The sequence below is a fragment of the Chloroflexota bacterium genome, assembly GCA_016235055.1.
Lineage (GTDB): Bacteria > Chloroflexota > Anaerolineae > JACRMK01 > JACRMK01 > JACRMK01.
On the sequence record JACRMK010000051.1, the window covers coordinates 130,376 to 153,291 of the forward strand.

Genomic DNA, 22,916 nt, shown 5'->3' on the forward strand with positions numbered 1-22,916 from the left:
GCGACGTGCTTTTCGCCCAACCGGGCCGGGGTGTGCTACAATCTACTCGCGCGCGTGATGGCAGCCCGCGCGGTCCCGTCTCAGCGCCGGGGAGGTCGCGCGCGGATGAATTCTATGCAGGAAAAAGTGAAGCAGTTCCACGAGGCGTATGGCTTGGACGACCCGCCTGGCCCGTGCATACCGGCGCCCGATGCGGTGCGCCTGCGCCTGCACTTGATCGAGGAAGAAGCCGCAGAGTTCCGGCTGTCCAGCGAAGCCGGCCACCTGGCGGATTCGATTAAGGAGTTGTGCGATCTGCTCTATGTGGTGCTGGGCGCGGCCAACGCGTATGGCATTGACATTGAGCCGTTTTTCGATGAAGTTCACCGCAGCAACATGACCAAGCTGTGGCCCGGCGGCGAAGTGCGCAAGAATGCGCTGGGCAAAGTCATCAAACCGCCGACATACTCACCGGCCGACATCGAACGAATTCTGGATCCGATGCGGGCCGGAGAATTCGCAGACCGACAGGCAAACGATCTTTCATGAGCACCTCTCGCGACGAACGACACGCAGCGCTGCAGGCTCGCCTGCAGTCGGCCCGACGACAAGCGCCGGACCTCATTCCGGCGATTGACTACTACGGCGCGCTCGTTGCGGCGCTCATCGATGAAGAGCCGCACGTCGACCCGCCGCCGCTGGATTCCGACGGCGTGGCGCGCAAGTTCGCTGCCGGCGAGCCGATCCTGCCGGGTGAGTCACTTGGTCTCGATGAGGACGCCATACGCGCGCTTCTCGTCAAGCTGTGCCTGGCCACCGAGTCGTTCGGCAAGGTACCGTCGGACCTCAACCCGCGCCGCCTGTCGTGGTTCCAGGGCTATCGCGCCGACCGCGACCCGTCGTATGCGCGGGGCGTGGACGCCGCCAGGATCCGGCATGCGGTGGAGGAGCAATCGCTCGACTGGGGCGAATTGATGGGCCGGCTGACCACCGGCGAAGACGCTGACCTGGCTGAGTTGGCCGACCGCAACCGACTTGATGCCGCACTGCTGGCCACGCTGGCGCGCTTGGCCATGCGCCCTACGATGGCCGCCTTTGCGACTGCGTTCGAGCCACTGGTGCGCGCACACGAAGCCGCCTGGGGCCGTGACACGTGCCCGATGTGCGGCAGCGCGCCCGCCCTGGGTGAGCACCGCGACGGCGCGGCTTTCCGGCGCATGCGCTGCGCGACATGCGGCGCAGCCTGGCCGCTGCAGGTGGATCGCTGCGTGGACGTGAAGAGCGTCAACGCGGAGGAGCCGCTGGCTGACGAGGTGGTGCTGCTGGAGGAACTGCTGACGCTTGCGCGTGATGCCGGCGTCGGCGGCGAGGGACAGGCCAAGACGTAGCGCGCGGCGCAGGACGAAAGCGATCATGTTTGCACATGCGCGTCCGGCACGACCGGGCGACTACTGCGTGCTGCTGGCAGCCGACAGCGATCTGCCCCGGCTGCACGCGCGATTGGCCCAGTTGCAGCGTCGCTGTGGCGGCCACCGTGCCGAGCCGGTGCACCTCACCTGCCAGCGCTTTGTGGCCCCGCCGGAGGCGCTCGAGGAGTTCCTGAGCTTGTTCCGGCCGATCACGCTGGCGTGCGCGCGGATCATCGTCGAAGCCAACTCGCTGGTCAAGTGGCAGGCGCCTGGCCGCCGCGACCGCAGCCTGCGCTGGGGCATCACGCTGACGCCGGCGCTGCGTGCGTTCGCGGCGATGAGTGAACAGGTACTGGTGGCCGCCGGCGGCGCTCCGCTGTACACGTCGGGATGGCTGCCGTCGCTGGTAACCGCTCTGGAGGGCATCGAGGACATCAGTTTCGACCCAAACCAGTTGACGACTGACACCTTTCCGTATGAATTGTTCGAGGCGCGACGCGTGCTGGTGACGCGTATCGCCGGCGCGGGCGAGTATGTCGTCGAGCACGAATTGGTGCTGGGCTCCTGAGCAGCGCGCGCCCTCTCGCGCAAGCACAAAACCGTGCGCGGCCCCTGGTCCGGTGCGGTTTTCTTGTTTCAGACGGCGTCGCGCATCAGTCGGGCGTGTCCAGTGCGCCGCTCAACGCCTCGTAGTGTGCTGCGTAGTGCTCGATGACATGCGCGACGACCCACGCCGCGTTCATCGACGCGCCATCTGCGGTTCGCTGCGCTGTCTCGGCGCGCAAACTGCCGGACGGCACGCGCTTGAGCGCGTCCACCAGCGAGCGGTGCGAACGGCGAAACTCCTCCATGATGCGCGCTAGCGGCATGCCGCGACCGGGCTTGCCGGCGTGTTCGCGGTCGATGCCCATGCTGATCGGCTGTCCGCGCGCAAGGTCCGCCAGCGCTTTCACTGCTTCGCTGCTGCCGTGCGCGAGGTGAGCGAATACGTCGAGTGCCGTCCAGTCACTGCCGGCGATCGATCGCTCGAAGTCGGCAGCGCGGAACTGCTGCACCAGTTCCAGCATCGCCCGGTGCTCCGCTTCCAGGTGCTCGATCAGGTCGCTGGCGCTCATGACTACTCCCGGTTTGTGGATGAATCGAGCTGCGCGGCAGCATCCGCGTCAAGATACCAGTGCGGCGGCCCGGATTCCGGCTGTATGGCGGTCACCGGCAGTTCAGGGAGGACGCGCGGCGCACGCAGTGCCTGTGCCACGCGGGCGGCTTTGCCGGCACCACTGATAACTATCCAGACCCGCGCGGCGCGGTTCAATACGGCCGGCGTCAGCGTCACGCGCGGGAGCAGCGGCGGTGGGGGGATGTCGTGCGCGACGGCCAGCGCCCAATGCGTCGCTTCACGCAGTGCCGGACTGCCAGGAAAGAGCGATGCCGTGTGCCCGTCGTCGCCCATACCGAGCAATACCAGGTCGAAGGTCGATCCGGTGGCGCCGAAAGTTCGGTGCAGTACCTGCTCATAGCGCTCGGCTGCGGTCTGTGCTCCGCGTTCGGCCTCGATGCGGTGGATCTGGTCGGCCGGAATCGGCACCAAACGCAGCAGCGTCTCGTGCGCCATGCCGTAGTTGCTCTCCGGATGATCAGGTGGCACCGCACGCTCGTCGCTCCAGAACACGTGAACGCGACTCCAGTCAATTGTGCCCGCAAGCTCCGGGCGGGCAAGCAGCCGGTGGTACGCGCGCGGCGGACCGCCGCCCGACAGGCAGAGCGCAAACCGCCCGGTGCGCGCGATGCGGTCACGAGCCGTCGCGGCGATGCCGGCGGCGACCATCTCCGCCAGCGCGGCAGCAGAGGGTAGAACCTGTACGTTGGTCATCATGTGGGCAGTCGAAACGACAGAGCCCCGGCAGTTACCCGGCCGGGGCTCGTCGAATGCCATGCAGTCGTGCCTACTTGGTCAGCGGGACGACCTTTTCGACCTCGTCGGCGACCCAGCCAAGGCCGACGGACTCGAACCGGCTGCGGGTCGGGATGCCGCGGTCGTCGTAGCCATTTTCATTGTAGAAGTACTCGACGCTGGCGTCGAACTCGGCTTCGGTCAGCGCGATGCCGTCGCTCTTTCCGCCGGTCAGCGGCTTGAACATCTTCGTGGGCAGCGCGTCGTCGGCGCGCTTCAACCCGTCGCGCGAGTTGAACGCACGCATCATCAACTGTCGCCGCTCGCCGACGGTCATCATTTCGTCCATCGTCATGTTCCAGCCGGCCGACATATTGATTACGTTGAGCATCTCTTCCGGCCCGTACAACTGCCACGAGCCGCCAAAGACGAAGTTGCACAGGCAGGCTGAATTCAGCACGCCGTACAGGTTCATCGTGCGCGAGGCAAAGCGCACCTTCTCCTGGTTCAGGACGAACTTGTCCTGCGGGTTGTCCAACCCTAGCATGTGCAGCCGCCCGAGCGCCGCCGCGCCGGAGTTCGGCATGTACGACGTGTCATGTTCCGACGATTCGTGGTCGGCGCCGTGCGCGTTGACGGCGTAGACCAGGCCGAGCGAGCGTTTCACCTGCGGCATGTGCGCAGGGAACTCCTGGCCTTTGCACGCGACCACGTAGTCCTCCGCGCCGTGCCCGATCATCTTCGCCGCGCGCGCCGAGCCTTCGGCCAGCACGTTGCCAAAGCCCTCGCGGTTGAAGATCTTCATCATCATGTCAAGCATCGCCGCGCCGTTGCCGAAACGCAGGTCGACGCCGCCGGTTTCGGCTTGCCCGATAACCTCGTTCTCGTACAGATCCATGCCGAACGCGACGGTTGCGCCGCAGGAGATTGTGTCCACGCCGTAAGCGTTGGCCAGTTCGTTCGCCTTCAATACCGCCGGCATGTCGCGCACGCTGCAGTACGATCCGAACGTGGCCAGTGTCTCGTATTCGGGACCGCCGTAGACAGGATCGACTTTGAGCGACTCTTCCTGCACCACGCGCTTGCAGCGCACGGAGCAGGCGAAGCAGGTCTCGCGCTTGAGCAGGAATTCATCGTACAGGCGCTGGCCGCTGATGTCCTGCGCGCCGTCGAATACGCCGGCATCCCAGTTGTGGGTCGGCAGGCCGCCGCCGGCCTGCTGGCCCATGACGACCCCCGGCGTGCCGAGCAGGCCGAACGTGAACTCGTTGACCGTTTTCTTGGCGCCGTCCTTGTGGATGACGTTCAGCAGCTTGCCGTCGGCGAGGCTGGGCTTGCTGTGGCCGCGCACGACGATCGCCTTGAGCAGCTTGGAGCCCATCACGGCGCCCATGCCGGTGCGACCCGCGGCACGGTTCGACATGTTCATGACGGCCGCGAAGCGCACTTTGTTCTCGCCGGCGGGGCCGATCTGGAAGATCTCGAGGTCGTTGTCTTTGTATTCGGCTTTGAGAATCTTGTCCACGTCGCCGGTCACTTTGCCCCACAGGTGGGCCGCGTCGCGCAGTTCGTACGCGCCGTCGTGCACCCAGAGGTACACCGGTTTGGGCGACTTGCCATACACGACCACGCCGTCGAAGCCGGCGAATTTCAGTTCAGCCGGCCAGTAGCCGCCGGCCTGCGCGTCGCCGATGCCATTGACCAGCGGCGACTTGGCATTGACGCTGACGCGCGAGTTGCCCGAAATCGGCGCGCCCGTCGCCCCGCCGATGAAGAACGTCAGCGTGTTGCGCGGATCGAATGCATCGATCTGGGCGGGCGTGTGCTTCAGGATGTAATACAGGCCCATGGCGCTGCCGCCCAGGTAGGTGCGGTAGAATTTCTCGTCCGGTTGTTCCACCCACAGCTTGCTATTGCTCAAATCAACATGCAGGATTTTGCCGGCGTAACCGTGCATCGCGTTCCTCCAGTTGGGAAATGGGATTAGCCCGTGGCTTCGATTGTCCTAGCTGTGAACAAAAGCACAATGGTTTGTATTATAGTCACGAACTCCCCGAAAGTCTAGTGTTCCGCGCTTTGGCGTATAATGGCCGCGATCTCTTGCACGAGGAGCATGCTATGAAATGGCTAACACGTGAGCGGATTCGTATGGATCGCGTGGCGTCGGCCTGGCTGATCAAACGCTTCATCGATCCGGCGGCCGAATTTATCTTTGCCGCCGGCAACGACGCCGCCGAGCAGGCCGCGCGCCTGGCGGCGACGCCGTTCGTTGTGCCGCGCGCCGAATTGTCGCGGCAGGGCGACCGCATCACCTTCGATGTCATACTGGCGAAATACAACCTCGGCGATCCGGCGTTGCGCAAGATGGCTGACATCATGCGCGCGGCCGATGTGTCGGCGCAGCGCGGGGCACAACCCGAGTCCGAGGGTGTGCGCGCCATCGTGCACGGTTTCTTCCTGCTGGACCTGCCGGATCCGCAGGCGCTGGACCTGCAACTACCGGCGTTGGACGCGCTGTACCGCTACTGCCAGGAACAGACGGCTCCGAAGTAGCTTGAGCGGGCGCCGTGCGCCCGCATTTAGGGCGATTGCGCCGGCAGGAGAATCTCGTACATAACCGGCGCGCCGCCGTGCGGCGGCGTTAGCGTCTTGATCTGCGCCAACGGATACACCACCGCGAAAGCGTGCGCCGTCTCGGCGAGCGACTCGTCGAGAAAGATCGCGGTGGGCTGCCACCCCGCATCGGTTGCCAATGGCTGCTGCGCGCCATCCCAGGTTCGCGCCGGAGTGATATCGGGTGCCAGGAAGCGGATCGTCGGGGCTTCGCGGTAGCGCTCGGTCAGCACGATGGTGTGTGTTGGCGCCAGCCGGCGCATTTCGTTTGCGGTCCACGTTTCGGCGATCGAGTGCGCGCGCCAGACGGCGTCGTCGTGCGCCTGCCGGTTGAAGTACGTGTCGAGATTGCTCCAGCCGATGACGAGGAGCAGTACCGTGACGGCTGTGGCGGCGAGGCGTGGTCGGACACCCATCTGTTCGCGCGCAAGCTTGATGACGGCGGTCAGTCCGTACGTGCAGGCGTAAAGCGCCGCCGGCAGCATCCCGATGGCGCGCAGGGCGTGCGGCGCTTCCCAGTCGGTAGCGAGCGCGCCCGCCTGCATCATCGCCGCGAACACCACCAGCATGATGGCGTTCGGCGCGCGGCGCAGCCGCGCCAGCACGAGCGCGCCGCCCAGCATGAAGAGCACGCCGGTCGCGTCGTCGAACATCGGCGCGCCGGGTAGGTTGTGCCGCCCGTTGGCGTCCCCGCTCGCGTTGAACATGCCAAGATGGCGGATGATGCTGGATGCTACGGCGACCGCCAGGTCGGGCTCCGCGCGTTCATAGAATACCGACGCGCTGTTGTTGCGGTCAAAGAAAACGTCCGGTTTGGCGACGGCGTACGCGACGATCGGCGCGCTGGCGAGCCAGAGCCCGGTGATGAACATCAGTGTGTGCGCTCGGAATGCCATCACGGCGGCCAGCGAGCGCGCCCGCCACGCAGCAGCGGCGGCGACAGCGATGCCGCCGCTGATCACCAACAGCGCATATATGCGCATCGGCAGGTAGAAGCCGAGGCCAAGTCCAATCACCAGCCCGGCCAGCGCGAAATCGGATTGGTGGCGGTTGCGCAGGCCCCGGTCGAGGAGGAACGCCGATGTGAACATGAAAAACAGCGTCGAATTCGCGTCGAACAGGATGCGCGACAGCGTCAGATCGTAGCGCATCGTCGCGAGCAGCGCCGCGGCGAGCAGTCCGCCGCGCGCATCACCGCCGAACCATCGCCTGAAGAGCAGAAACGCCGCCAGCATATTGAGCAGGCTGAACGCCGTCGCAACCGACCGCAGTGTGGATACTGTGTCGCCAAGAAACGCGAATGCGAGCGCGACCAGGTACATATGGTGTGCCGGTCGCTCGACATACGGGATGTAGACCGGCCGGTACGTCGGATCGGCTAGCATCTGACGAGCGGCAATGCCCTCGCGCGCCTCGTCCAGCCAGAGACCGGCTGGAATCTGGTCGTTGGCACACAGTCGCGGTACGATCGCGATAAACAGCACGACGAACAGCATGGCCCATTCCAGCCACTGTGCGCGGGTTGAGCGCGAGGGTGCAGCGTTATGTGTCCAGAGCGACGGCACGAAGAGAGCGATTGACGCGAGCCAAAGCAGCCAGCCGAAACCATTCTGTTCGGCGACAAACAGCGCAAAGCCGATGATCGACGCCAGCCATGCCATGGTGAGCAGCGGCCGGGAGATGGGGCGCGCAGTCTCCGGCGGCTCGACCAGCAGAGGCTGCGGGACGCTCAGCGGTTCGATGCCGCGCATGCTGTGCGCGAACAGTAGGGCGGCAGCGGCGAATAGCGCCAGCCCGTCCACAGGCACCGGCGAACGCATGACCCACTGCGCCGTCCATGCCAGTCCAATGGACAGCACACACTCTATGGGCCGCCGGTATCGGGACGCGAAGCGCGCGGAGTCTATCATCATACGCTACGCGATACTATACCACGAACCATACCGCTCCGCGCAGTGCGGCGTGGCTGCCGGTTCGTTTCAGCTCTGGGGCGGAGAGAAGCCAGGAGACTGCTAACACCACGTCATGCCCGCGTAGGGGCGCATGGCCATGCGCCCGCATCCAAGAGTTGCCTCTGGACTCCCGCTTTCGCGGGAGTGACGATGTGGACGGCTGTATGGTCATGCGCCAAATCTCGCCCCCAATCTGAAATACACCCGTGGCTGCGCCCTGCTCCCGGTGATTGTATAATCAAGCGGGAGACGTACGATGGATACGCGCAGACAAGACGGGCGAATTGAACTAGCGGAGGGCGACATCACGCGCCTGCGCGTGGATGCCATCGTCAACGCAGCCAACAGCAGCCTGCTCGGCGGCGGCGGCGTTGACGGCGCGATCCATCGCGCCGCCGGCCCGGGTCTGCTGGCCGAATGCCGCCGACTGAACGGCTGCGCCACGGGCGAGGCCAAGCTTACGGGCGGGTACGCGTTGCCGGCGCGATACGTGATTCACACCGTCGGGCCGGTCTGGCGTGGCGGTGCATACGGGGAGGCCGATCTGCTGGCCGCCTGTTACCGTAACAGCCTGGCGCTTGCCCGCCAACACGGTCTGCGCAGCGTGGCCTTTCCCGCGATCAGCACCGGCGCATACGGATTCCCGCTGGCCGCTGCGGCCCGGATTGCGATTGCCACTATCCGGGACGTACTGTCCGAGGACTTGGTGCTCGAAAAAGCGATCCTGGTTTGTTTCGGGCGCTCCGCGTATGAGACCTATGCCACTGAACTTTCACACAGCACGGCGGAACGCCCATGAATATTCACGATCGGTTTGAGGGCGGCGCGTTGCCGCACTGGAATCGTTTTGCCGTCGGACATGCGCGGGTTGTCGAGGGCAGCGGCCCGTTGAGCCTCGTCGTCGGGCCGGCGCCGTCCGATGCGCTGACCGATGCCGAACTGAACGACCACCGCCTCTACGAGCGCGGCCGATGGCCGTGGCGGCCGCCGCTGCGTATGACCGTGCGGGCGCGCGCGTCGCACCCGGCCGGCGAACTGTCCGGCACCGCTGGGTTCGGGTTCTGGAACGCCCCGTTTGCGATCGACGCCGGCGCGGTCGATTCGCCGCAGGCGATCTGGTTCTTTCACGCGTCGCCGCCATCGTTTATGTCGATGTCACCGAACGGGCATGGCACCGGCTGGCGCGCACAGGTGCTCGCCGTGCCGCGCGTGCCGAAGCTGGCGCTGGTTGCGGCGGGCGCGGCCTGGTACCTGCTGAAACCGTTGCGCCCGCTGTTCTACCGTGCCGCGCAGACACAGGTTGGCGGCGGCGAGGCGCCGGTGCCGATGTCGCTGGCCGAGTGGCACGTCTACCGCATCGACTGGCGTCGCGAAGGCGTCGCGTTCTTCGTGGATGATCAACGCGTCTTTGCGACGCGCGCCGCGCCGCGCGGTCCGCTCGGTTTCTGCGCGTGGATAGATAACAGTGTGCTGGACGTTCGCGGCGAGCACTTTGCGTCCGGCTACGTTGCGATCGAACACCGGCAACTGCTGGAGTTGAGCGAGGTGCGCATTGAGCCGCTTTCGGCTGTCGCGTAGCGACTCCCCGGCGCGGCAGCGCGATTTGCCAGCGATCCCTGCTTCGGTGAAATCCCACCAGGTCAACCTGGAAGAAGGCATGTTCCACCACGTGATCGTGCCGCTGGAACGATTGGGTCGCGTGCCGATCGCGCTGTTGTTGGCGCCGTTCATCGTGCTGGATGGTGCGCTGGCGGGCTGGCTGGGACTGCTGCATGCCGGGGCGTTGCTGCTGGCCCACCTGGCCGACTGCGCCGTGTTGCGCGTGCTGCCTCGCTATCGCATTTCGTTCGGACCGGTGCAGACGCAGTGGCTGACGCTGGCGGTGCTCAGGTTGCTGGCGGCGCTTGCGCTGGCCGGCGCGGGCGCCTGGCTCGGCTTCGATGCCGGGTGGTCGGGCGTGGCGCTTCAGGCAGCCGGATTCCTGCTTATGCTCGATGGTTTTGTGTTCGAACCGGCAAGCTTGACCCTCTCCCGCATGGCGCTCGACGTGCCGTCGCTGCCGCCCGGGGAAACGGTGAGCCTGCTGCACGTTGCCGACATACACCTTGAACGGCACGGCACGCGCGAAAACCAGTTGCTAGAGTATATCCGGACACTGCATCCGGACGCGGTGCTGTTTACCGGCGACTTCCTGAACCTGTCCAACACGCATGATCCCGAGGCGCAGTGGCAGGCGCGGGCGCTCTGGACCGAGATCTGCGATCTGGCGCCCGTCTATGCCGTCAGCGGCAGCCCGCCGGTCGATCCGCACGACGTCGTCGGCAAGATCGTCGACGGCTTGCCGATCCACTGGCTCAAAGACGAATTGGTGGAACTGACCGTGCGCGATCATCACGTACACATTGTGGGCGTGACGTGCTCGCATGACCCGCATGCCGATGGCGAGCGCCTGCGCCGCGCGCTCGGGCAACGCGACAGCGCCGACGGCAACGTGCCGTTTACCGTTTTGCTGCATCACGCGCCGGACCTCGCGCCGCAGGCCGCCGCAACGGCGCTGGTGGATATGCACCTGGCGGGTCACACACACGGCGGGCAGGTGCGGCTGCCCGGCTTCGGCGCGCTCATGACCAACTCGATCTATCACAAGCAACTGGAGATGGGGCTATACAGGCTGGGCGACATGCTGCTCTACGTCAGCCGTGGTATTGGCCTCGAAGGCAAGGGCGCGCCGAGGGTGCGCTTCCTATGTCCACCGGAACTAACGCTGATCGAACTGGTGGGCGCCGGTTGAGCCGGCTCTCGAGCCGGGCGCGCATCGCGCTGGCGCTGCTGGTGTGCGCCGCGCTCGCCCTGCTGTCGTGGATGCTGACCACCGGCGGCGCGGCGATCGTGCCGGATGAGCAGTATGCGCGCATTGTGGCGTCCGGTGTGCTGCGCGTGGGCATGGACGCGTCGTTTCCGCCCTTCGAGTCGTTTGGCGCGGACGAGATCAGCGGCTTCGACGCCGACCTGTCGCGGGAGCTGGCCCGGCGCATGAACCTGCGCGCCGAGTTTGTGACCACCGGCTATGATGCGTTGTACGAAGAACTCGCCGCCGGCCATTACGATGTGATCGTCTCTGCGCTTCCGTACGACCGTCTGCGCTCGCAGGACGTGGCCTTCTCGGACATCTACTTTCGCGGCGGCGAGGTACTCCTGGTGCGGGCGGACGACCGCAAGCTCGCGGCGCTGGCTGATCTCAATGGGATGCTGCTGGGAGTCGAGTACGGCAGCAATGCCGACACGCTGGCGCGCCGCCTGCAGCGGCGCAACGGATACCGGGTGCAGACGTACACTTCGCTTGCGGACGCCGAGGTCGCACTGGAGGCGGGGGAAGTGCAGGCGCTACTGGCCGATGCCGTTTCGGCGCGATTGCTGAGTCGCAACCGGTCTGCACTGCGGATTGCCGGCGAGCCGGTCGGCGACGATCCGAATTTTGTGATTGCCATGCGCCTTAGCGCGCCGACGCTGCTGGCGACAATCAATCGGCACCTGCGCGCCATGGAGCGCGACGGCACGATGGCGCGCCTCATGGCGCGCTGGTTTTAGCGGCTACTGCAGCGTCACGTAGCTGGTCTTGCCGTCGCTGATCACAACTTCGATGCTGTACAGACGACCGTTAGCAATCGCCTGCACCAGCACGCGGCCGGTCTCCAGTTGGGGCATGGCGAAATTTTCCTTCCACTCTTCGTCCACGTTGACGGTGCGGTTCGGGTAGGTGTCGGTCTCGCGGTACGGCGTGTTCGGCTTGTCCACCCGGCGGAAGATAATGTGAGTGGTTGGGATCGGCTGGTTGCGCGCGTCGAGCAGGCGCCCCACCACATTGCCGGTGCCTGGATACGGCTTGATCCACAGCGCCGGATTGCGCGTGTGCGCGTAGTCGTTCGCCCCCACGCGCACTTCCAGGTGCAGGTGGGGGCCGATCGCCGCGGTGCCTTCCTCGCCCACATTCCCGATCGGATCGCCGGCCTTCACGCGCTGGCCGACCTGCACATTGATGCGCGACAGATGTCCATACAGCGTGTAGACCGGCTGCGACTGCCAGAATTGCTCGGCCTGCACCACGATCAGCGTCCCGTAAAAGTCGGTGTCCAACCCATAGGCAATTTTGTCATCGTGCCCGGCGACGATGACCAGTCCAGGGTTGGCTGCCAGCACCGGCGTGCCGACTTTGTTGTTGTCAAAATCCACGCCGCGATGCAGATAGAGGGAACCATCGCCGTATGAGCCGTAAAGGTAGGTCGGGTTCATATAGTCCTGGTAGACTGTAGAAATCGGCCGATCCAGCCAGTAATGCTCTTCCGGCGGCACCGGCGTCGGCGTCGGCGTGATCGTCGGCGTCTTCGTGATCGTCGGCGTGGGCGTGCGGGTTGGCGTCGGCGTCGCGGTTGGCGAGGTCGTCGGAGTGGGCGTGCGGGTTGGCGTCGGTGTTATCGTCGGCGTCCGCGTCACTGTTGGCGTCGGCGTCACTGTCGGCGTCGGGGTGATGGTGGGTGTTGGGGAGGCAAAGAGCGCCATGAAGGCCCCAGCGGTGGTCTCGTTGGCTACCATGCCGGTCGCACACAACAGCAGACCCGAGCAGGCAAAAAGAATGAACAGCGCCGCGAGACTGAACGATGGCTCGCGGCGCTCTGGCCGCCTGGGGTTGGGAGGCGCTTTCACGATGGTGGATGCGAAGTTGAGCGCAAACCGGCGAAGCGTGCCGGTTCGCGCCCGGTGGTTGGCAAGGCAGAATCTACTTTGTCCAGCTCAGACGCTCGCTGGTCCAATCCAGTCCGGCTCCCGACGCAAAGCCGCCGTCCAGCGTGAACAGTTGCCTGGGATCGCTTCCATCGGCGCGCATAGCCCAGACGGCCCACTGTCCTGAGCGGTTGCTGACAAACGCGATGAATTTGCCGTCCGGCGAGAAGACCGGCAGGCCATCGTCGCCGGGGCTGCTGGTCAAATTGCGCGCTGCGCCGCCGCTCAACGGAATGGCATACACTTCCCAGTTGCCGTCGCGGTTCGACATGAACAGGACGGTCGAGCCGTTGCCGGACGGCGCGGTATCGGTGCCGTCGCGCTCGTTGGCGGTCAGGAAGGTTGGCGATCCGCCATCGGGGTTCACACGGATGATACCGCACTGGCCGCTGCCGCCCCATTTGTCACAGCCGGTGTAGACAATCTGGCCGTCCGGCAGCCAGGTCGGGTAGCGGCCGATCAGGTCGATCTTGGGCGCGGTCCGAATTGGCGTACGGTTCTCAGGAGCGCCGCGCGCATCGACAATATACAGCCTCGACTGTCGATCGTCCAGGTCGGCGGCTGCAAACAATACGGTAGCGCCGTCCGGCGACCACGAGGGCAGCATCGACTCGACGGGTGTGTTGCCAATGTCAGTTTCCTGACCGGTATTGACATCCTTGATCAGGAGTTTCTGCTTGTTGTCGTCCATACCCATGGTGAGCAGACGTCCGCCATCGGGGCTGAACACGGGCTGCCGCCGACGGGGCGCGATTGTCGTGCGATTGGCGCCGTCGACGCCGGACAAAACCACATCGTAGATCGGACGGTCATGCACGCTCGGATTGAGCACGGTGAATGCGATTCGGCCGGATAGCACAACGGCGGGAACGGGCGTCGCCGTCGGCGGGCGTGGAACGGGCGTATTGGTCGGCGGCGCGGGCGTGTGGGTGGCCGCGGCGGTTGTTGCCGTCGGCGGTATGACGGTTGCGGTGGCCGGGAGCGCCGTCGGAGTTTCCGCCGCCACCGGGCTGGGTGTTGCCGTTGCAGTCGCGGTGGGCACAAGCGCCGCCGCTCCGGCCGGTGTCGGCGTCTCGGTTTCGATGTAGACGATGACCGGCGTCGCCACGAGCTTGGCGGTCTGCGGGACGGTCGTCGGCGCCGCGATGGTGACCACCACGGGGCTCGCGGCGGGCGGCAACGCCGTGGGCGTGACCGATGGCGTCGGCGTGCTCGTGACGCGCGACGCTGAGACTGCACGGGTCGCCGTTGCCGTCGCCTGCGCCGCGGCGGGCATGCTGCCGCCGAGCCCGCCGCTGCGCAGCAGCAGGACCAGGCCAATGCCGCTCAGGCACAGGAAGGTGACGCCGAAGAAGATGGCGCCGCCGGTGGCCAGCAAAACCCGGCGTGACATACGCGGCGTCGCCCGTGGCGCGGTGGTGGTGGCCGACGGCATGCCGGCACTCTTTGGTTCGGCGCTCGCCTCTTGCTGCGAGGCGACCAGGTCAGGAATGGCAAGCTGGTATCCACAGTGCCCGCAGAATGCAGCATGGAGGGCTATGTGCTCCCCGCAACGCGGGCAGTCCATCATGCCACTGCCATGGGAGTCGGCGCGCGGCGGTTCGCCCTGTGTCCAACGGTCATTCTTGTAGACGTACCAGTGCCCGGTCTGGGCGCCGATCATCCACGTGTGACCCTGCTCGTCCTCGAACCACAGGCGCGCAACCTGGCTCCGAAACTCCTCAGGCGACAGCGCGCCGGTGTTGAGTTTGCTTTTCAGCTCAAAAAAGTGCGCTTCCAGACTCTCGACTTCACTCATGCAGTACGAATGGCTCCTCGCCCGGCAAATAGCGCTACTCGGCGGAACACCACAACAGATCGTTTGCCACGCCAAGTACGCAAGCGGCATTTATTGTAACTGCGAAATCCGATTGCCCCAAAGTATCAGGCGCAATTCAAGTTACATGATATGGGAAACGGTCAACCGATGCGCGAGAATCCGATAGCGGGAAGAGCCTTGAGTCCGTGCGCGGTGTGGCTAATCCTCAATACGCTGGATGCGAACGGCGCTGACTTTGTATTCGGGGATCTTGGCCAACGGATCAACGGCGTCGTTGGTCAGGTCGTTGGCGGGCGCCTCGGCATAGTGGAACGGAATGAAGACAACACCCTTGACCGCTTTATTGGTCACATGGGCGCGCAGTTCGATCGCGCCCCGTCGCGAGGTAACCCGTACCCATTCGCCGTGCTCGATTGAGAGGTGAGCCGCGTCCTCCGGGTTGATTTCGACGAACGCCTCGGGCGAGGCGGTGTCTACCTGGGAATGCCGCGTGATGGTGCCGCCATGCCATTGGAACAGGACGCGGCCGGTCGTCAGCAGGAACGGGTACTCCGGGCTGGCGCTCTCGGCCGCCGGGTGGTATATCAGCGGGAAGAACTTGCCCCGACCGCGCGGGAACGTCTTCTCGAACAGGAACGGCGTGCCCGCGTGCTCCGTATCGGGCACCGGCCACTGCAAGCTCCCCCGCTCCAGCCGCTCGTACGTGACGCCTGCATAGGCTGGCACCAGTTCTCCCATTTCGCGCAAGACCTCGGCGGGAGACTGGTACTGCCAGTAGGCGCTGCGGGACACGCCCAGTTTTGTCTCGATCCGTTGCGCCAGGTCGCAGACAATCTGCCAGTCCGGCCGCGCCTGACCGCGCGGCGCGATCACCTGCCGCACGCGCTGCACGCGGCGATCGGTGTTGGTGAATGTGCCGTCCTTTTCGATCGCGCTGGTCGATGGCAGGAAGACGTCGGCCAGTGCGCCGGTTTCGTTGATGAAGAGGTCCTGCACGACCAGGAAATCGAGCTTGCTCAGGCATTGCTCGGCATGATGCAAGTTGGGCTCCGACATGAGCGGGTTCTCGCCCATGATGAACATCGCCTTGACGCGCCCATCGCCGGCGGCGGTAACGATTTCTGTGGTGGTCAGCCCGCGCCGCGGCGGCGGTGCGGCGCCCCAGCGGGCCGCGAATTTGGCGACGCTCTGCGGGTCTTCAACGGCCTGATAGCCGGGGAAGTGCCACGGCATCGCGCCGGCATCGCTGGCGCCTTGCACGTTGTTCTGGCCGCGCAGCGGGTTCAGGCCGGTGCCCGGGCGGCCGATGTGACCGGTGAGCAACGCCAGATGGACGAGCGACAGGGCATTATCGGTCCCGTGTGTGTGCTCCGGAATGCCGAGCGCCCAGAAGATCGATGCGTTTTTCGCGGTGGCGTACATGCGCGCCGCGCGGATGATGTCGGCGGCAGGCACCGCGCAGATCGAAGCGGCGAAATCCGGGGTGAAGCCCTCGATCGCTTTCGCGAACGCGTCAAAGCCTTCCGTGCGTTCGGCGATAAATCGCTCGTTGACAAGCCCTTCGCGGATAATGACGTTGGCCATTGCCGAGTACAGCGGCACATCGGTGCCGGGTCGCTGCGGCAGCCACAATTCGGCAAAGTCCACCATCTCGACGCGCCGCGGGTCGGCGACGATCAGTTTGGCGCCGTGCTTGCGGACCGCCTCCTTGAGCTGCAACGCGATAATCGGGTGCGATTCGGCGGTATTCGACCCGGTCACAATGATGACGTCCGACAGGGCGCATTCGGCCGCCGTGTTCGACATAGCCGACGACCCGACCGAAAGCATGAGCGCTACGACCGAACCCGCGTGGCACAGCCGAGTGCAGTGGTCGATATTGTTGGTCTGGAACACGGCGCGGAACAGCTTCTGCGCGAGGTAATTGTCTTCGGTGGTTGCTTTGGCGCACAAGAACGTGGCCAGCGCATCGGGGCCGTGACGGCGGTAGATCTCCGTGAATCGGTCGGCGACCAGATCGAGCGCCTCGTCCCACGTCGCCGGCTCAAAGTGGCCGTTGCGTTTGATCAGCGGCTCGGTCACGCGCTTGGGATGGTAGATGAAGTCCCAGCCGAACCGGCCCTTTACACACAGATTGCCGTGATTAACTACGGAGTCATACGGCGAGGTGGCTCGCAGGATCTGGTCGCCCTTGACGTGCAGTTCCAGCGTGCAGCCGACCCCACAGAAGGGGCAGGTAGTCGAAGTGACGGTTTCACCATCCATCAGCATTCTCCCGGGTAAGCGCTCCAGTGGTGCGTGTGGCCCTTCGCGGCGCGTGCATGCCCGACACGAATTATACCACGCCGAGGCGCATAAACATGTTATCGGTCACGTCTGCGCCGCAGCCGCTGGCGAAAATCGTTTGGGTAAGGATAACGCCTCTCGTATAATGAATCAGTACGCCGATGAGTAAATCTTCATTTGTTCGCGCGCTCCTGTTGGGAATGGTGCTGGCGATGCTGGCGGCAAGCCGCCAGGCCGGCGACGCGCAGGCGCAGACGCCTGCTGTCAAGCCCATTCTCTTGCGTTCAAGGCAGTTCACGCCGGCCGCCGGCGTCGAGCCGTCCGCGCGCGCGCACCTCCAGTCACAAACGCTTGGCTCCGGCCATGTCATTGTGCAGTTGGCCGATATTCCGACTGCGGAGGCGCGGGCTGCGTTGGCGGCGAGCGGAATCCGCCTGCTCGATTATCTGCCGGAGCGCGCCTGGTTCGCGGCCGTTACTCCGTCTGCCGCCGCAGACCTCGGTCGTGTATCGGGTCTGCGCTGGGTTGGCGCCATTCAGCCGGCGGATCGGCTGTCGGCATCGTTGCGCGGCGGCAGGGCGCCGCAGAGTGGCGATGGTACAGTATCGCTCTACATTCGGTACTTCGCTGACGTGGCCGAAGCCGACGCTCGGTCCGCGATCGGGCGTCATGGCGGCGTGGTCGATTCGAGCGATCCGGTGCTGCTGTTGTTGTTGGTCCGTGTGCCCGCGACCCAGCTAACGCCGCTGGCAAGCGAGGACGCCTTGCGCTGGATCACGCTGGCTCCGCCGCTGCCTTCGACGATGAATGACACGATCCGCTTGAAAATGCGGGTCAAGGATGTCCAGGACGCGCCGTACAACCTGAACGGCGCGGGCGTGGTGCTTGGTATCTGGGACTGTGGGCCGGTCGCGTCGCATGTTGACTTTGGGTCCCGCCTGATCAACGTGCCAGGCCAGATCGACGTCAACTGCGGCACAAACTGGCACTCGACACATGTAGCCGGCACGATGATTGGCGACGGGCAGAATAGTGTGGCGCAGGGCGGCACGGCGAACCAGTGGCGGGGGATGGCACCGGGGGCAACCCTGGTCTCATACGATTACGCGACGTCGCCGACCACGCCATACAACGAAATTCAAGGCGCCATCTCAAACTACGGCCTGGACATCAGCAACAATTCATGGGGCTTTCCACCGACCTATCCCGACACCTGCTCAGTATTGGGGAATTATGATAGCGCGACTTGGGCGGTGTATTATGATCAATTGGTGAACGGGCTATTGTCGAAGCTAATACCGATAGTGTTCTCCGCCGGTAACGAGCGTCAGAGCGCCTGTTCGCCCACCGGCTACCAGACTGTCATTGCCCCGGGAACGGCCAAGAACGTGGTCAGTGTGGGCGCAACGGATGTGTTCAACGACGCCATCGCGTCGTTCAGCTCGTGGGGACCGACGGATGACGGGCGCATCAAGCCGGACGTCGTCGCGCCTGGGTACAGCACCGTTACGCCATCAGGCTCGACGGTCTGCGCGTCTTCGCCGCCCTATGCGACGGGCATCAAGTCCACATGCCCCGGCGGTGGAGGGGTTGGATACGGACTGAAGTATGGCACGTCCATGTCAGCGCCGGCTGTCAGCGGTATGTTCGCGCTGATGCTCCAGCAGTACCGGCAGATGACCGGGCAATCCACGTCGATGTTGCTGCCATCCACGTTCAAGGCGCTGGCAATACAAGGTGCGGTCGATCTGGGCAACGCGGGGCCGGATTTTGTCTATGGCTGGGGCCGGGTCGATGCCAAGAACTCGGTGGACCTGGTGCGCACCGGACGCTGGCGCGAAGGTACCATCACCGGCGGATCGCTTGTCACGTATACAGCCAATGTGCTGTCGTGCGACACGTCGCTCAAGGTCACGCTGGCCTGGGACGATCTGGCCGGCTTGGAGAATGCCGCCAAGGAACTGGTGAACGACCTGGACCTGACGTTGACCGACCCGACGGGCACTACGACCTACTACCCGTGGGTGCTTGATGCGACCAACCCGTTGACCAACGCGATGCACGGCGTCGATTCGACCAACAATGTGGAACAGGTTTTGGTCAACAACCCGGCGACCGGCCCCTGGACAATCAAAGTCTATGGCGCTGTGTTTCCGTACGGGGGTGCGCAAAGGTACTCGGTCGTGAGCGAGGCGTTTAACACGCCGACGCTGGCTTCAGTATCGGCCACGCCGCTGCAGCCCGGCAGCACACTGGTGTTGCACGGCGCCAATTTCGAGCAGGGATGCAGCGCGCAGCCGCTGGTGGTGAACTTTGGCGGCGTAACCACGACGGTGCCCTCGAATGCGTTCACGCGCGACACCATTACCGTAACCGTGCCGCTCAACGCACAATCGGGACTCGTCAGCGTGACGACCCCAGCGGCGACGAGCAATGCGCTCTACATCGGCGTGACGCGGCCGCGCCTCTATCTGCCGGCCATTCTACGCGACTGGCCGCCCGCATTCAACTGGCTTGACGCCAGCGGCGGCACGCGCCTTCTCGATCCGGTCAATTTCCCTAACGCTGATGACGTTACGCAGACGGTTGCGCTGCCGTTCGCATTCACGTTTTATGGTAATACCTATTCGAGCGTCAATGTGTCGTCGAACGGCTTTGTAAGTTTTGGGTCGCTCGATAATTCGTACCCGCAGCACGAATGCATCCCATCTGCCACCACGCCGGATAATGCGATCTATGGCTACTGGGTCGATCTGGTGCCCAATGATGCCCGACCCGAGGCCGCCAGCTACGCGCGTGCGGTGTGGGCGAAGACCGTGAACGGCCTGTTTGTCATCGAGTGGCAGGAAGTGCCGCGCTTTTCGATGCAAGGCAGCGCCGTGCAGGTTGAGTCGTTTGAAATCGTACTGTACCCGCAAGGCTATGCCGTGCTCCAGTATCAGACCGTCGACGATACCGCCGACGTAACGATCGGCATTGAAGATAGTACGGGTAGCCGTGCGGACCAGCGCTTCTGCAGCGTTTCCAACCCGCCGCCCGGCACCGTCTACGGCACTGCTCCCTCGGCGGGAACCAGTTGGGCGCTGCTTGGGCAATAGGCTCGCGCGTGTCGAACGCTAACAGCGCTCCCGCCCGCTTCAACGTGCCGCTGACCGTGCGCCTGATCTTGCTGGCCGCGTTCGGCGCGCGTGCCTTCGGACTGGGCGCGCAAAGCCTCTGGTATGACGAAGCGGTCAGCCTCTTCCTGGCGCGCCAGCCCGTCGCCGATCTGATCGCGCACACCGCCGGCGACATCCATCCGCCGCTCTACTACTTGCTGCTGCACTACTGGCTGGCGTGGGCGGGAGCGAGCGAGTTTGCGGCGGCGTTCTTCTCGCTGTTCTTTGGTGTGCTGATGGTCGCCATCGGATTCCGGCTGGCGCGTGACTGGTTTGGCGCGCCCACCGCTGCGCTGGCTGCATTTCTGCTTGCGATTTCGTCGTTCCAGTTGTGGTACGCGCAGGAAATACGGATGTACACGCTGGCCGGCAGTCTGGTGCTGCTGTCCCTGTGGCTCGTGGAACGCATCTGGCGTGCCGGATTCAGCGTCCGCCGCAAGGCGTTCTGGACATTTTCCGCCGCGTACGCGGCGACGGTTGCGCTGGGGCTTTACACGCATTACTACTTTGTATTCCTGTGGGTTGCAGAGTTCTCATATGTAGCGATACTTCTGCTGATTGACCATGTCGCCTGGCGGGCTGGCGGGCGGCGCATCGCGCATGCGTTCAAGCGGCTACGCGGCAGAAACCGCGCCAACCTAGCGCCTGAGCAGCCGGCGACCGCATCTGGCGGTACGGCACTGGCGGCGCGGCGCGTCTGGCGCGCTGCCGCGGCCATCGTGCAGCATCCGCTGGTGCTGTGGTGTGTGGTGCAGGTTGGAGTCATTGCGTTGTTTGCGCCGTGGCTGCCGACTGCCGTCCGACAGGCGATCGATCCGCCGGTGCCGCCGTGGCGTTCGGTGGTAGCGTTAAGCGATGCGCTGGCCGAAGCCATCTATGCGCTGGCGTACGGCCAATCGATGCCACGGGCCTACGCGTCCGATCTGTTGGTGGGCTTGGTTCTGCTGCTCTGCGTGCTCGCGCTGGCATCGACGGTGCGCCGCCCGCGCGGAACCGATGGGCGCGGCATCGCCGGTCTGTGGTTGCTGGTGCTCAGCACGGCTGTCCCGTTCGCGCTGATCATGCTGGCCTCCGCGCGCGTGCCGCTGTTTCATGTGCGCTATATGTTCATCTTCTCCGGCGCGTTCGCCATTGTCGCCGCGGCTGGGTTGGCGCTGATCGCGCGCCGCTCGCCGCTGGTGACGGTGCTCCTGCTTGGCATACTGCTGGGCGGGATGGCGTATGCCGACATCGGCCGGCGGAACGCGCCCGAGTACGCCAAGGACGACTACCGCAGCGCGGTCGCTTACATTGAGGAGCGTATTCGGCCGGGCGATGCCATACTGATCAACGCTGGATATATTTACCCAGCATTCGTCTACTACTACCGCGGACCGATTGCGTGGCGTGGCCGCCTGACGGACTATCCAGCCGCCCATACGGATGGCCTGGTGGTGGCGCAAACCGGTTCACTGGATGCGTCACCAAATCTCGGTTGGGGCAGCGCGGCGTCCGATTTCTACGGCACCGACGAAACGGCGTCTGCCGCTGCGCTCGATCAGCTGCTGCGCGATCATCCGCGCCTGTGGGTGCTGCGCGCGAACGACACGGTCAATGACCCGCACGGCTTCATACGGGACTACCTGGCGAAAAACATGATCGCTGTGGACGAGATTACGGTGCCCGGCGAATCGTATGTCAAAGTCCAGACGTTTGTGGCGCGCGGCGTGGCGCTGAATGCATTTGGCGTTGCGACCGTGCCGGGTCAGGCTTTCAGTGGGCGCATCGAGTTAGCCGGCTATGCGGGCCCGCCAACCGTTACATCGGACGATAAACTCGACATCACGCTGTACTGGAAGGCGCTGGCGCCCATCGACGTGGACTACCATGTGTCGGTTGGCTTGTACGATGCGCGCGGGCGACGTTGGTCGGCGGTCGATGGCGTGCCGGTTGGCCGACTGATCCCGACGGGTGACTGGACAATTGGTCAGGTGCTGCCGGATGCGTGGCGTCTGCACGTGCCGCGCGGAACGCCGCCCGGCACGTATAATGTGCTGGTCACGCTGTACGATCCGTCGGGCGGCCGCCCGGTGCCCGTCGCCAATGGCGTTGACGGCGTGCGCGCACGCGCCGGGCAGGTGCAGATCGCACGGCCCGCGTCGACGGGCGGGTCGTCGCTGTGGCCGCCACGACCGGTGTTCGGAAGCGTTTTGGCGCTGGATCGCGTTGAACTATCGGCGGGACCGGTCAAACCGGGCGCCAGTGTGCATGCCGAACTGCTTTGGAATGCGTTCAAGACGCCGGCTGGCGACATGATTGTTGGATTGACGTTGGTTGACGACCGCGGCCGCCAATGGGCCGCGCAGGAATTGGCGCCCGTCGAAGGGCGGTACCCGGCGTCGCAATGGAGCGGCGGCGAATACGTCGCCGATAGCCACGATCTGCCGGTGCCTGCCGACGTGCCCAACGGTTCATACCATGTGATGCTCGCGCTGTTTGCCGCGCGCAATCACGAAGTGCTGGCCGCGCGCGCCGGGTGGTGGCCGCTAACGGCAGACAGCATCGAACTGGGAACGGTGACCATCCAGGGGCGCGAGCGGGTCATGCAGGCGCCGGCGAGCATCGGCAATGCAGCGCACGTTCGCTTCGGCGACAGCGCGCTGCTGGTCGGCTACGACATTGGGCGCGCGCCGGCCGTTGCCGCGAGCAACGTGCTCACGGCGACACTCTACTGGCAGTCGCTGTCAGCGGCGAAGGCGAACTACAAAGTCTTCGTGCATGTCGTCGGCAACAACGAGCAGATTGTCGGGCAGAAAGATGGCGAGCCGGGCGCCGGGGCATACCCGATGACGGGCTGGATCGAAGGGGAGTACCTGATCGACAGCTACCGCGTCGAGTTGCCGCCCAACCTTGCGGCCGGCGCTTACACGGTCTATATCGGAATGTACGATCCGGTTACGACGACGCGGCTGGCGATCATGGATGTGGACGGCAAACCGGCCGGCGACCGCTGGCGACTCGCCAGTCTCCAGTGGCCGTAAGGCTCAGCGG

General features: G+C 64.8%; 17 protein-coding genes. 10 read left to right on the plus strand and 7 right to left on the minus strand.

Annotation, left to right across the window (positions count from 1 at the left end):
- Positions 1 to 114 precede the first annotated feature (114 nt).
- Genes HZB53_13485 through HZB53_13495 form a run of 3 tightly spaced genes read left to right on the plus strand, consistent with a single transcriptional unit; the run spans position 115 to position 1,956 of the window.
- A complete protein-coding gene (locus tag HZB53_13485) occupies positions 115 to 528 on the plus strand; it encodes a nucleotide pyrophosphohydrolase (GenBank protein MBI5878656.1) in 414 nt (137 codons plus the stop codon).
- Positions 525 to 1,367 carry a formate dehydrogenase accessory protein FdhE gene (gene fdhE / locus HZB53_13490; protein MBI5878657.1) on the plus strand — a complete coding sequence of 281 codons (843 nt, stop codon included), beginning with the start codon at positions 525 to 527 and terminating at the stop codon, positions 1,365 to 1,367. The genes HZB53_13485 and fdhE overlap by 4 nt, the downstream gene beginning before the upstream one ends.
- 25 nt (positions 1,368 to 1,392) lie before the next feature.
- A complete protein-coding gene (locus HZB53_13495; GenBank protein MBI5878658.1) occupies positions 1,393 to 1,956 on the plus strand; it encodes a hypothetical protein in 564 nt (187 codons plus the stop codon).
- An 85-nt stretch (positions 1,957 to 2,041) separates the two neighbouring features.
- Here HZB53_13495 and HZB53_13500 read toward each other — a convergent pair whose 3' ends face one another.
- From HZB53_13500 to HZB53_13510, 3 genes are all read right to left on the minus strand, one after another.
- Entirely contained in the window at positions 2,042 to 2,503 is a 462-nt protein-coding gene (locus HZB53_13500) for a maleylpyruvate isomerase N-terminal domain-containing protein (protein MBI5878659.1), read from the minus strand.
- 2 nt (positions 2,504 to 2,505) lie between these two features.
- Positions 2,506 to 3,261 carry a 6-phosphogluconolactonase gene (gene pgl / locus HZB53_13505; GenBank protein MBI5878660.1) on the minus strand — a complete coding sequence of 252 codons (756 nt, stop codon included), beginning with the start codon at positions 3,259 to 3,261 and terminating at the stop codon, positions 2,506 to 2,508.
- A gap of 70 nt (positions 3,262 to 3,331) precedes the next feature.
- Positions 3,332 to 5,236 (minus strand): aldehyde ferredoxin oxidoreductase family protein, encoded by a 1,905-nt coding sequence (locus HZB53_13510; GenBank protein ID MBI5878661.1) that lies wholly within the window; start codon positions 5,234 to 5,236, stop codon positions 3,332 to 3,334.
- A gap of 161 nt (positions 5,237 to 5,397) precedes the next feature.
- Between HZB53_13510 and HZB53_13515 the strand changes: the two genes are divergently transcribed.
- The gene (locus tag HZB53_13515) at positions 5,398 to 5,832 is read left to right on the plus strand and encodes a chromate resistance protein (protein MBI5878662.1); all 435 of its coding nucleotides are present in this window, start codon (positions 5,398 to 5,400) and stop codon (positions 5,830 to 5,832) included.
- A 26-nt stretch (positions 5,833 to 5,858) separates the two neighbouring features.
- On the opposite strand, the gene HZB53_13520 is transcribed toward HZB53_13515, so the two are convergent.
- Entirely contained in the window at positions 5,859 to 7,805 is a 1,947-nt protein-coding gene (locus tag HZB53_13520; GenBank protein MBI5878663.1) for a glycosyltransferase family 39 protein, read from the minus strand.
- 295 nt (positions 7,806 to 8,100) lie between these two features.
- Between HZB53_13520 and HZB53_13525 the strand changes: the two genes are divergently transcribed.
- From HZB53_13525 to HZB53_13540, 4 genes are read left to right on the plus strand one after another with little or no spacing between them, the layout of a single operon-like run.
- Positions 8,101 to 8,643, plus strand: a complete 543-nt coding sequence (locus tag HZB53_13525) for an O-acetyl-ADP-ribose deacetylase (protein ID MBI5878664.1) — start codon at positions 8,101 to 8,103, stop codon at positions 8,641 to 8,643.
- Positions 8,640 to 9,422 (plus strand): hypothetical protein, encoded by a 783-nt coding sequence (locus tag HZB53_13530; protein ID MBI5878665.1) that lies wholly within the window; start codon positions 8,640 to 8,642, stop codon positions 9,420 to 9,422. The genes HZB53_13525 and HZB53_13530 overlap by 4 nt, the downstream gene beginning before the upstream one ends.
- A gap of 46 nt (positions 9,423 to 9,468) precedes the next feature.
- Positions 9,469 to 10,635 carry a metallophosphoesterase family protein gene (locus tag HZB53_13535; protein MBI5878666.1) on the plus strand — a complete coding sequence of 389 codons (1,167 nt, stop codon included), beginning with the start codon at positions 9,469 to 9,471 and terminating at the stop codon, positions 10,633 to 10,635.
- The gene (locus tag HZB53_13540; protein MBI5878667.1) at positions 10,632 to 11,432 is read left to right on the plus strand and encodes an amino acid ABC transporter substrate-binding protein; all 801 of its coding nucleotides are present in this window, start codon (positions 10,632 to 10,634) and stop codon (positions 11,430 to 11,432) included. The genes HZB53_13535 and HZB53_13540 overlap by 4 nt, the downstream gene beginning before the upstream one ends.
- Before the next feature lie 3 nt (positions 11,433 to 11,435).
- Here the strand turns inward: HZB53_13540 and HZB53_13545 are convergent, their stop codons facing one another.
- From HZB53_13545 to fdhF, 3 genes are all read right to left on the minus strand, one after another.
- Positions 11,436 to 12,434: a M23 family metallopeptidase gene (locus HZB53_13545; protein MBI5878668.1), complete on the minus strand. Its 999-nt coding sequence runs from the start codon at positions 12,432 to 12,434 to the stop codon at positions 11,436 to 11,438.
- A gap of 184 nt (positions 12,435 to 12,618) precedes the next feature.
- Positions 12,619 to 14,421, minus strand: coding sequence for a PD40 domain-containing protein (locus HZB53_13550; GenBank protein ID MBI5878669.1), 1,803 nt, complete (start codon positions 14,419 to 14,421; stop codon positions 12,619 to 12,621).
- A gap of 219 nt (positions 14,422 to 14,640) precedes the next feature.
- Positions 14,641 to 16,707 (minus strand): formate dehydrogenase subunit alpha, encoded by a 2,067-nt coding sequence (gene fdhF, locus HZB53_13555; GenBank protein MBI5878670.1) that lies wholly within the window; start codon positions 16,705 to 16,707, stop codon positions 14,641 to 14,643.
- A 182-nt stretch (positions 16,708 to 16,889) separates the two neighbouring features.
- On the opposite strand from fdhF, the gene HZB53_13560 reads away from it, so the two are divergent.
- On the plus strand, positions 16,890 to 19,826 hold the full coding sequence (locus tag HZB53_13560; GenBank protein MBI5878671.1) for a S8 family serine peptidase: 2,937 nt from the start codon (positions 16,890 to 16,892) through the stop codon (positions 19,824 to 19,826).
- An 8-nt stretch (positions 19,827 to 19,834) separates the two neighbouring features.
- Entirely contained in the window at positions 19,835 to 22,906 is a 3,072-nt protein-coding gene (locus HZB53_13565) for a glycosyltransferase family 39 protein (protein MBI5878672.1), read from the plus strand.
- Positions 22,907 to 22,916 lie beyond the last annotated feature (10 nt).

What these genes read in the sequence shown, in the direction of transcription:
- fdhF (MBI5878670.1), bottom strand. Translation starts at nt 16,707, where the DNA reads ATGGATGGTGAAACCGTCACTTCGACTACCTGCCCCTTCTGTGGGGTC.
- HZB53_13485 (MBI5878656.1), top strand. Translation starts at nt 115, where the DNA reads ATGCAGGAAAAAGTGAAGCAGTTCCACGAGGCGTATGGCTTGGACGAC.
- HZB53_13520 (MBI5878663.1), bottom strand. Translation starts at nt 7,805, where the DNA reads ATGATGATAGACTCCGCGCGCTTCGCGTCCCGATACCGGCGGCCCATA.
- HZB53_13510 (MBI5878661.1), bottom strand. Translation starts at nt 5,236, where the DNA reads ATGCACGGTTACGCCGGCAAAATCCTGCATGTTGATTTGAGCAATAGC.
- HZB53_13545 (MBI5878668.1), bottom strand. Translation starts at nt 12,434, where the DNA reads ATGGTAGCCAACGAGACCACCGCTGGGGCCTTCATGGCGCTCTTTGCC.
- HZB53_13560 (MBI5878671.1), top strand. Translation starts at nt 16,890, where the DNA reads ATGAGTAAATCTTCATTTGTTCGCGCGCTCCTGTTGGGAATGGTGCTG.
- HZB53_13530 (MBI5878665.1), top strand. Translation starts at nt 8,640, where the DNA reads ATGAATATTCACGATCGGTTTGAGGGCGGCGCGTTGCCGCACTGGAAT.
- HZB53_13525 (MBI5878664.1), top strand. Translation starts at nt 8,101, where the DNA reads ATGGATACGCGCAGACAAGACGGGCGAATTGAACTAGCGGAGGGCGAC.
- HZB53_13500 (MBI5878659.1), bottom strand. Translation starts at nt 2,503, where the DNA reads ATGAGCGCCAGCGACCTGATCGAGCACCTGGAAGCGGAGCACCGGGCG.
- HZB53_13515 (MBI5878662.1), top strand. Translation starts at nt 5,398, where the DNA reads ATGAAATGGCTAACACGTGAGCGGATTCGTATGGATCGCGTGGCGTCG.
- HZB53_13550 (MBI5878669.1), bottom strand. Translation starts at nt 14,421, where the DNA reads ATGAGTGAAGTCGAGAGTCTGGAAGCGCACTTTTTTGAGCTGAAAAGC.
- HZB53_13495 (MBI5878658.1), top strand. Translation starts at nt 1,393, where the DNA reads ATGTTTGCACATGCGCGTCCGGCACGACCGGGCGACTACTGCGTGCTG.
- fdhE (MBI5878657.1), top strand. Translation starts at nt 525, where the DNA reads ATGAGCACCTCTCGCGACGAACGACACGCAGCGCTGCAGGCTCGCCTG.
- pgl (MBI5878660.1), bottom strand. Translation starts at nt 3,261, where the DNA reads ATGATGACCAACGTACAGGTTCTACCCTCTGCTGCCGCGCTGGCGGAG.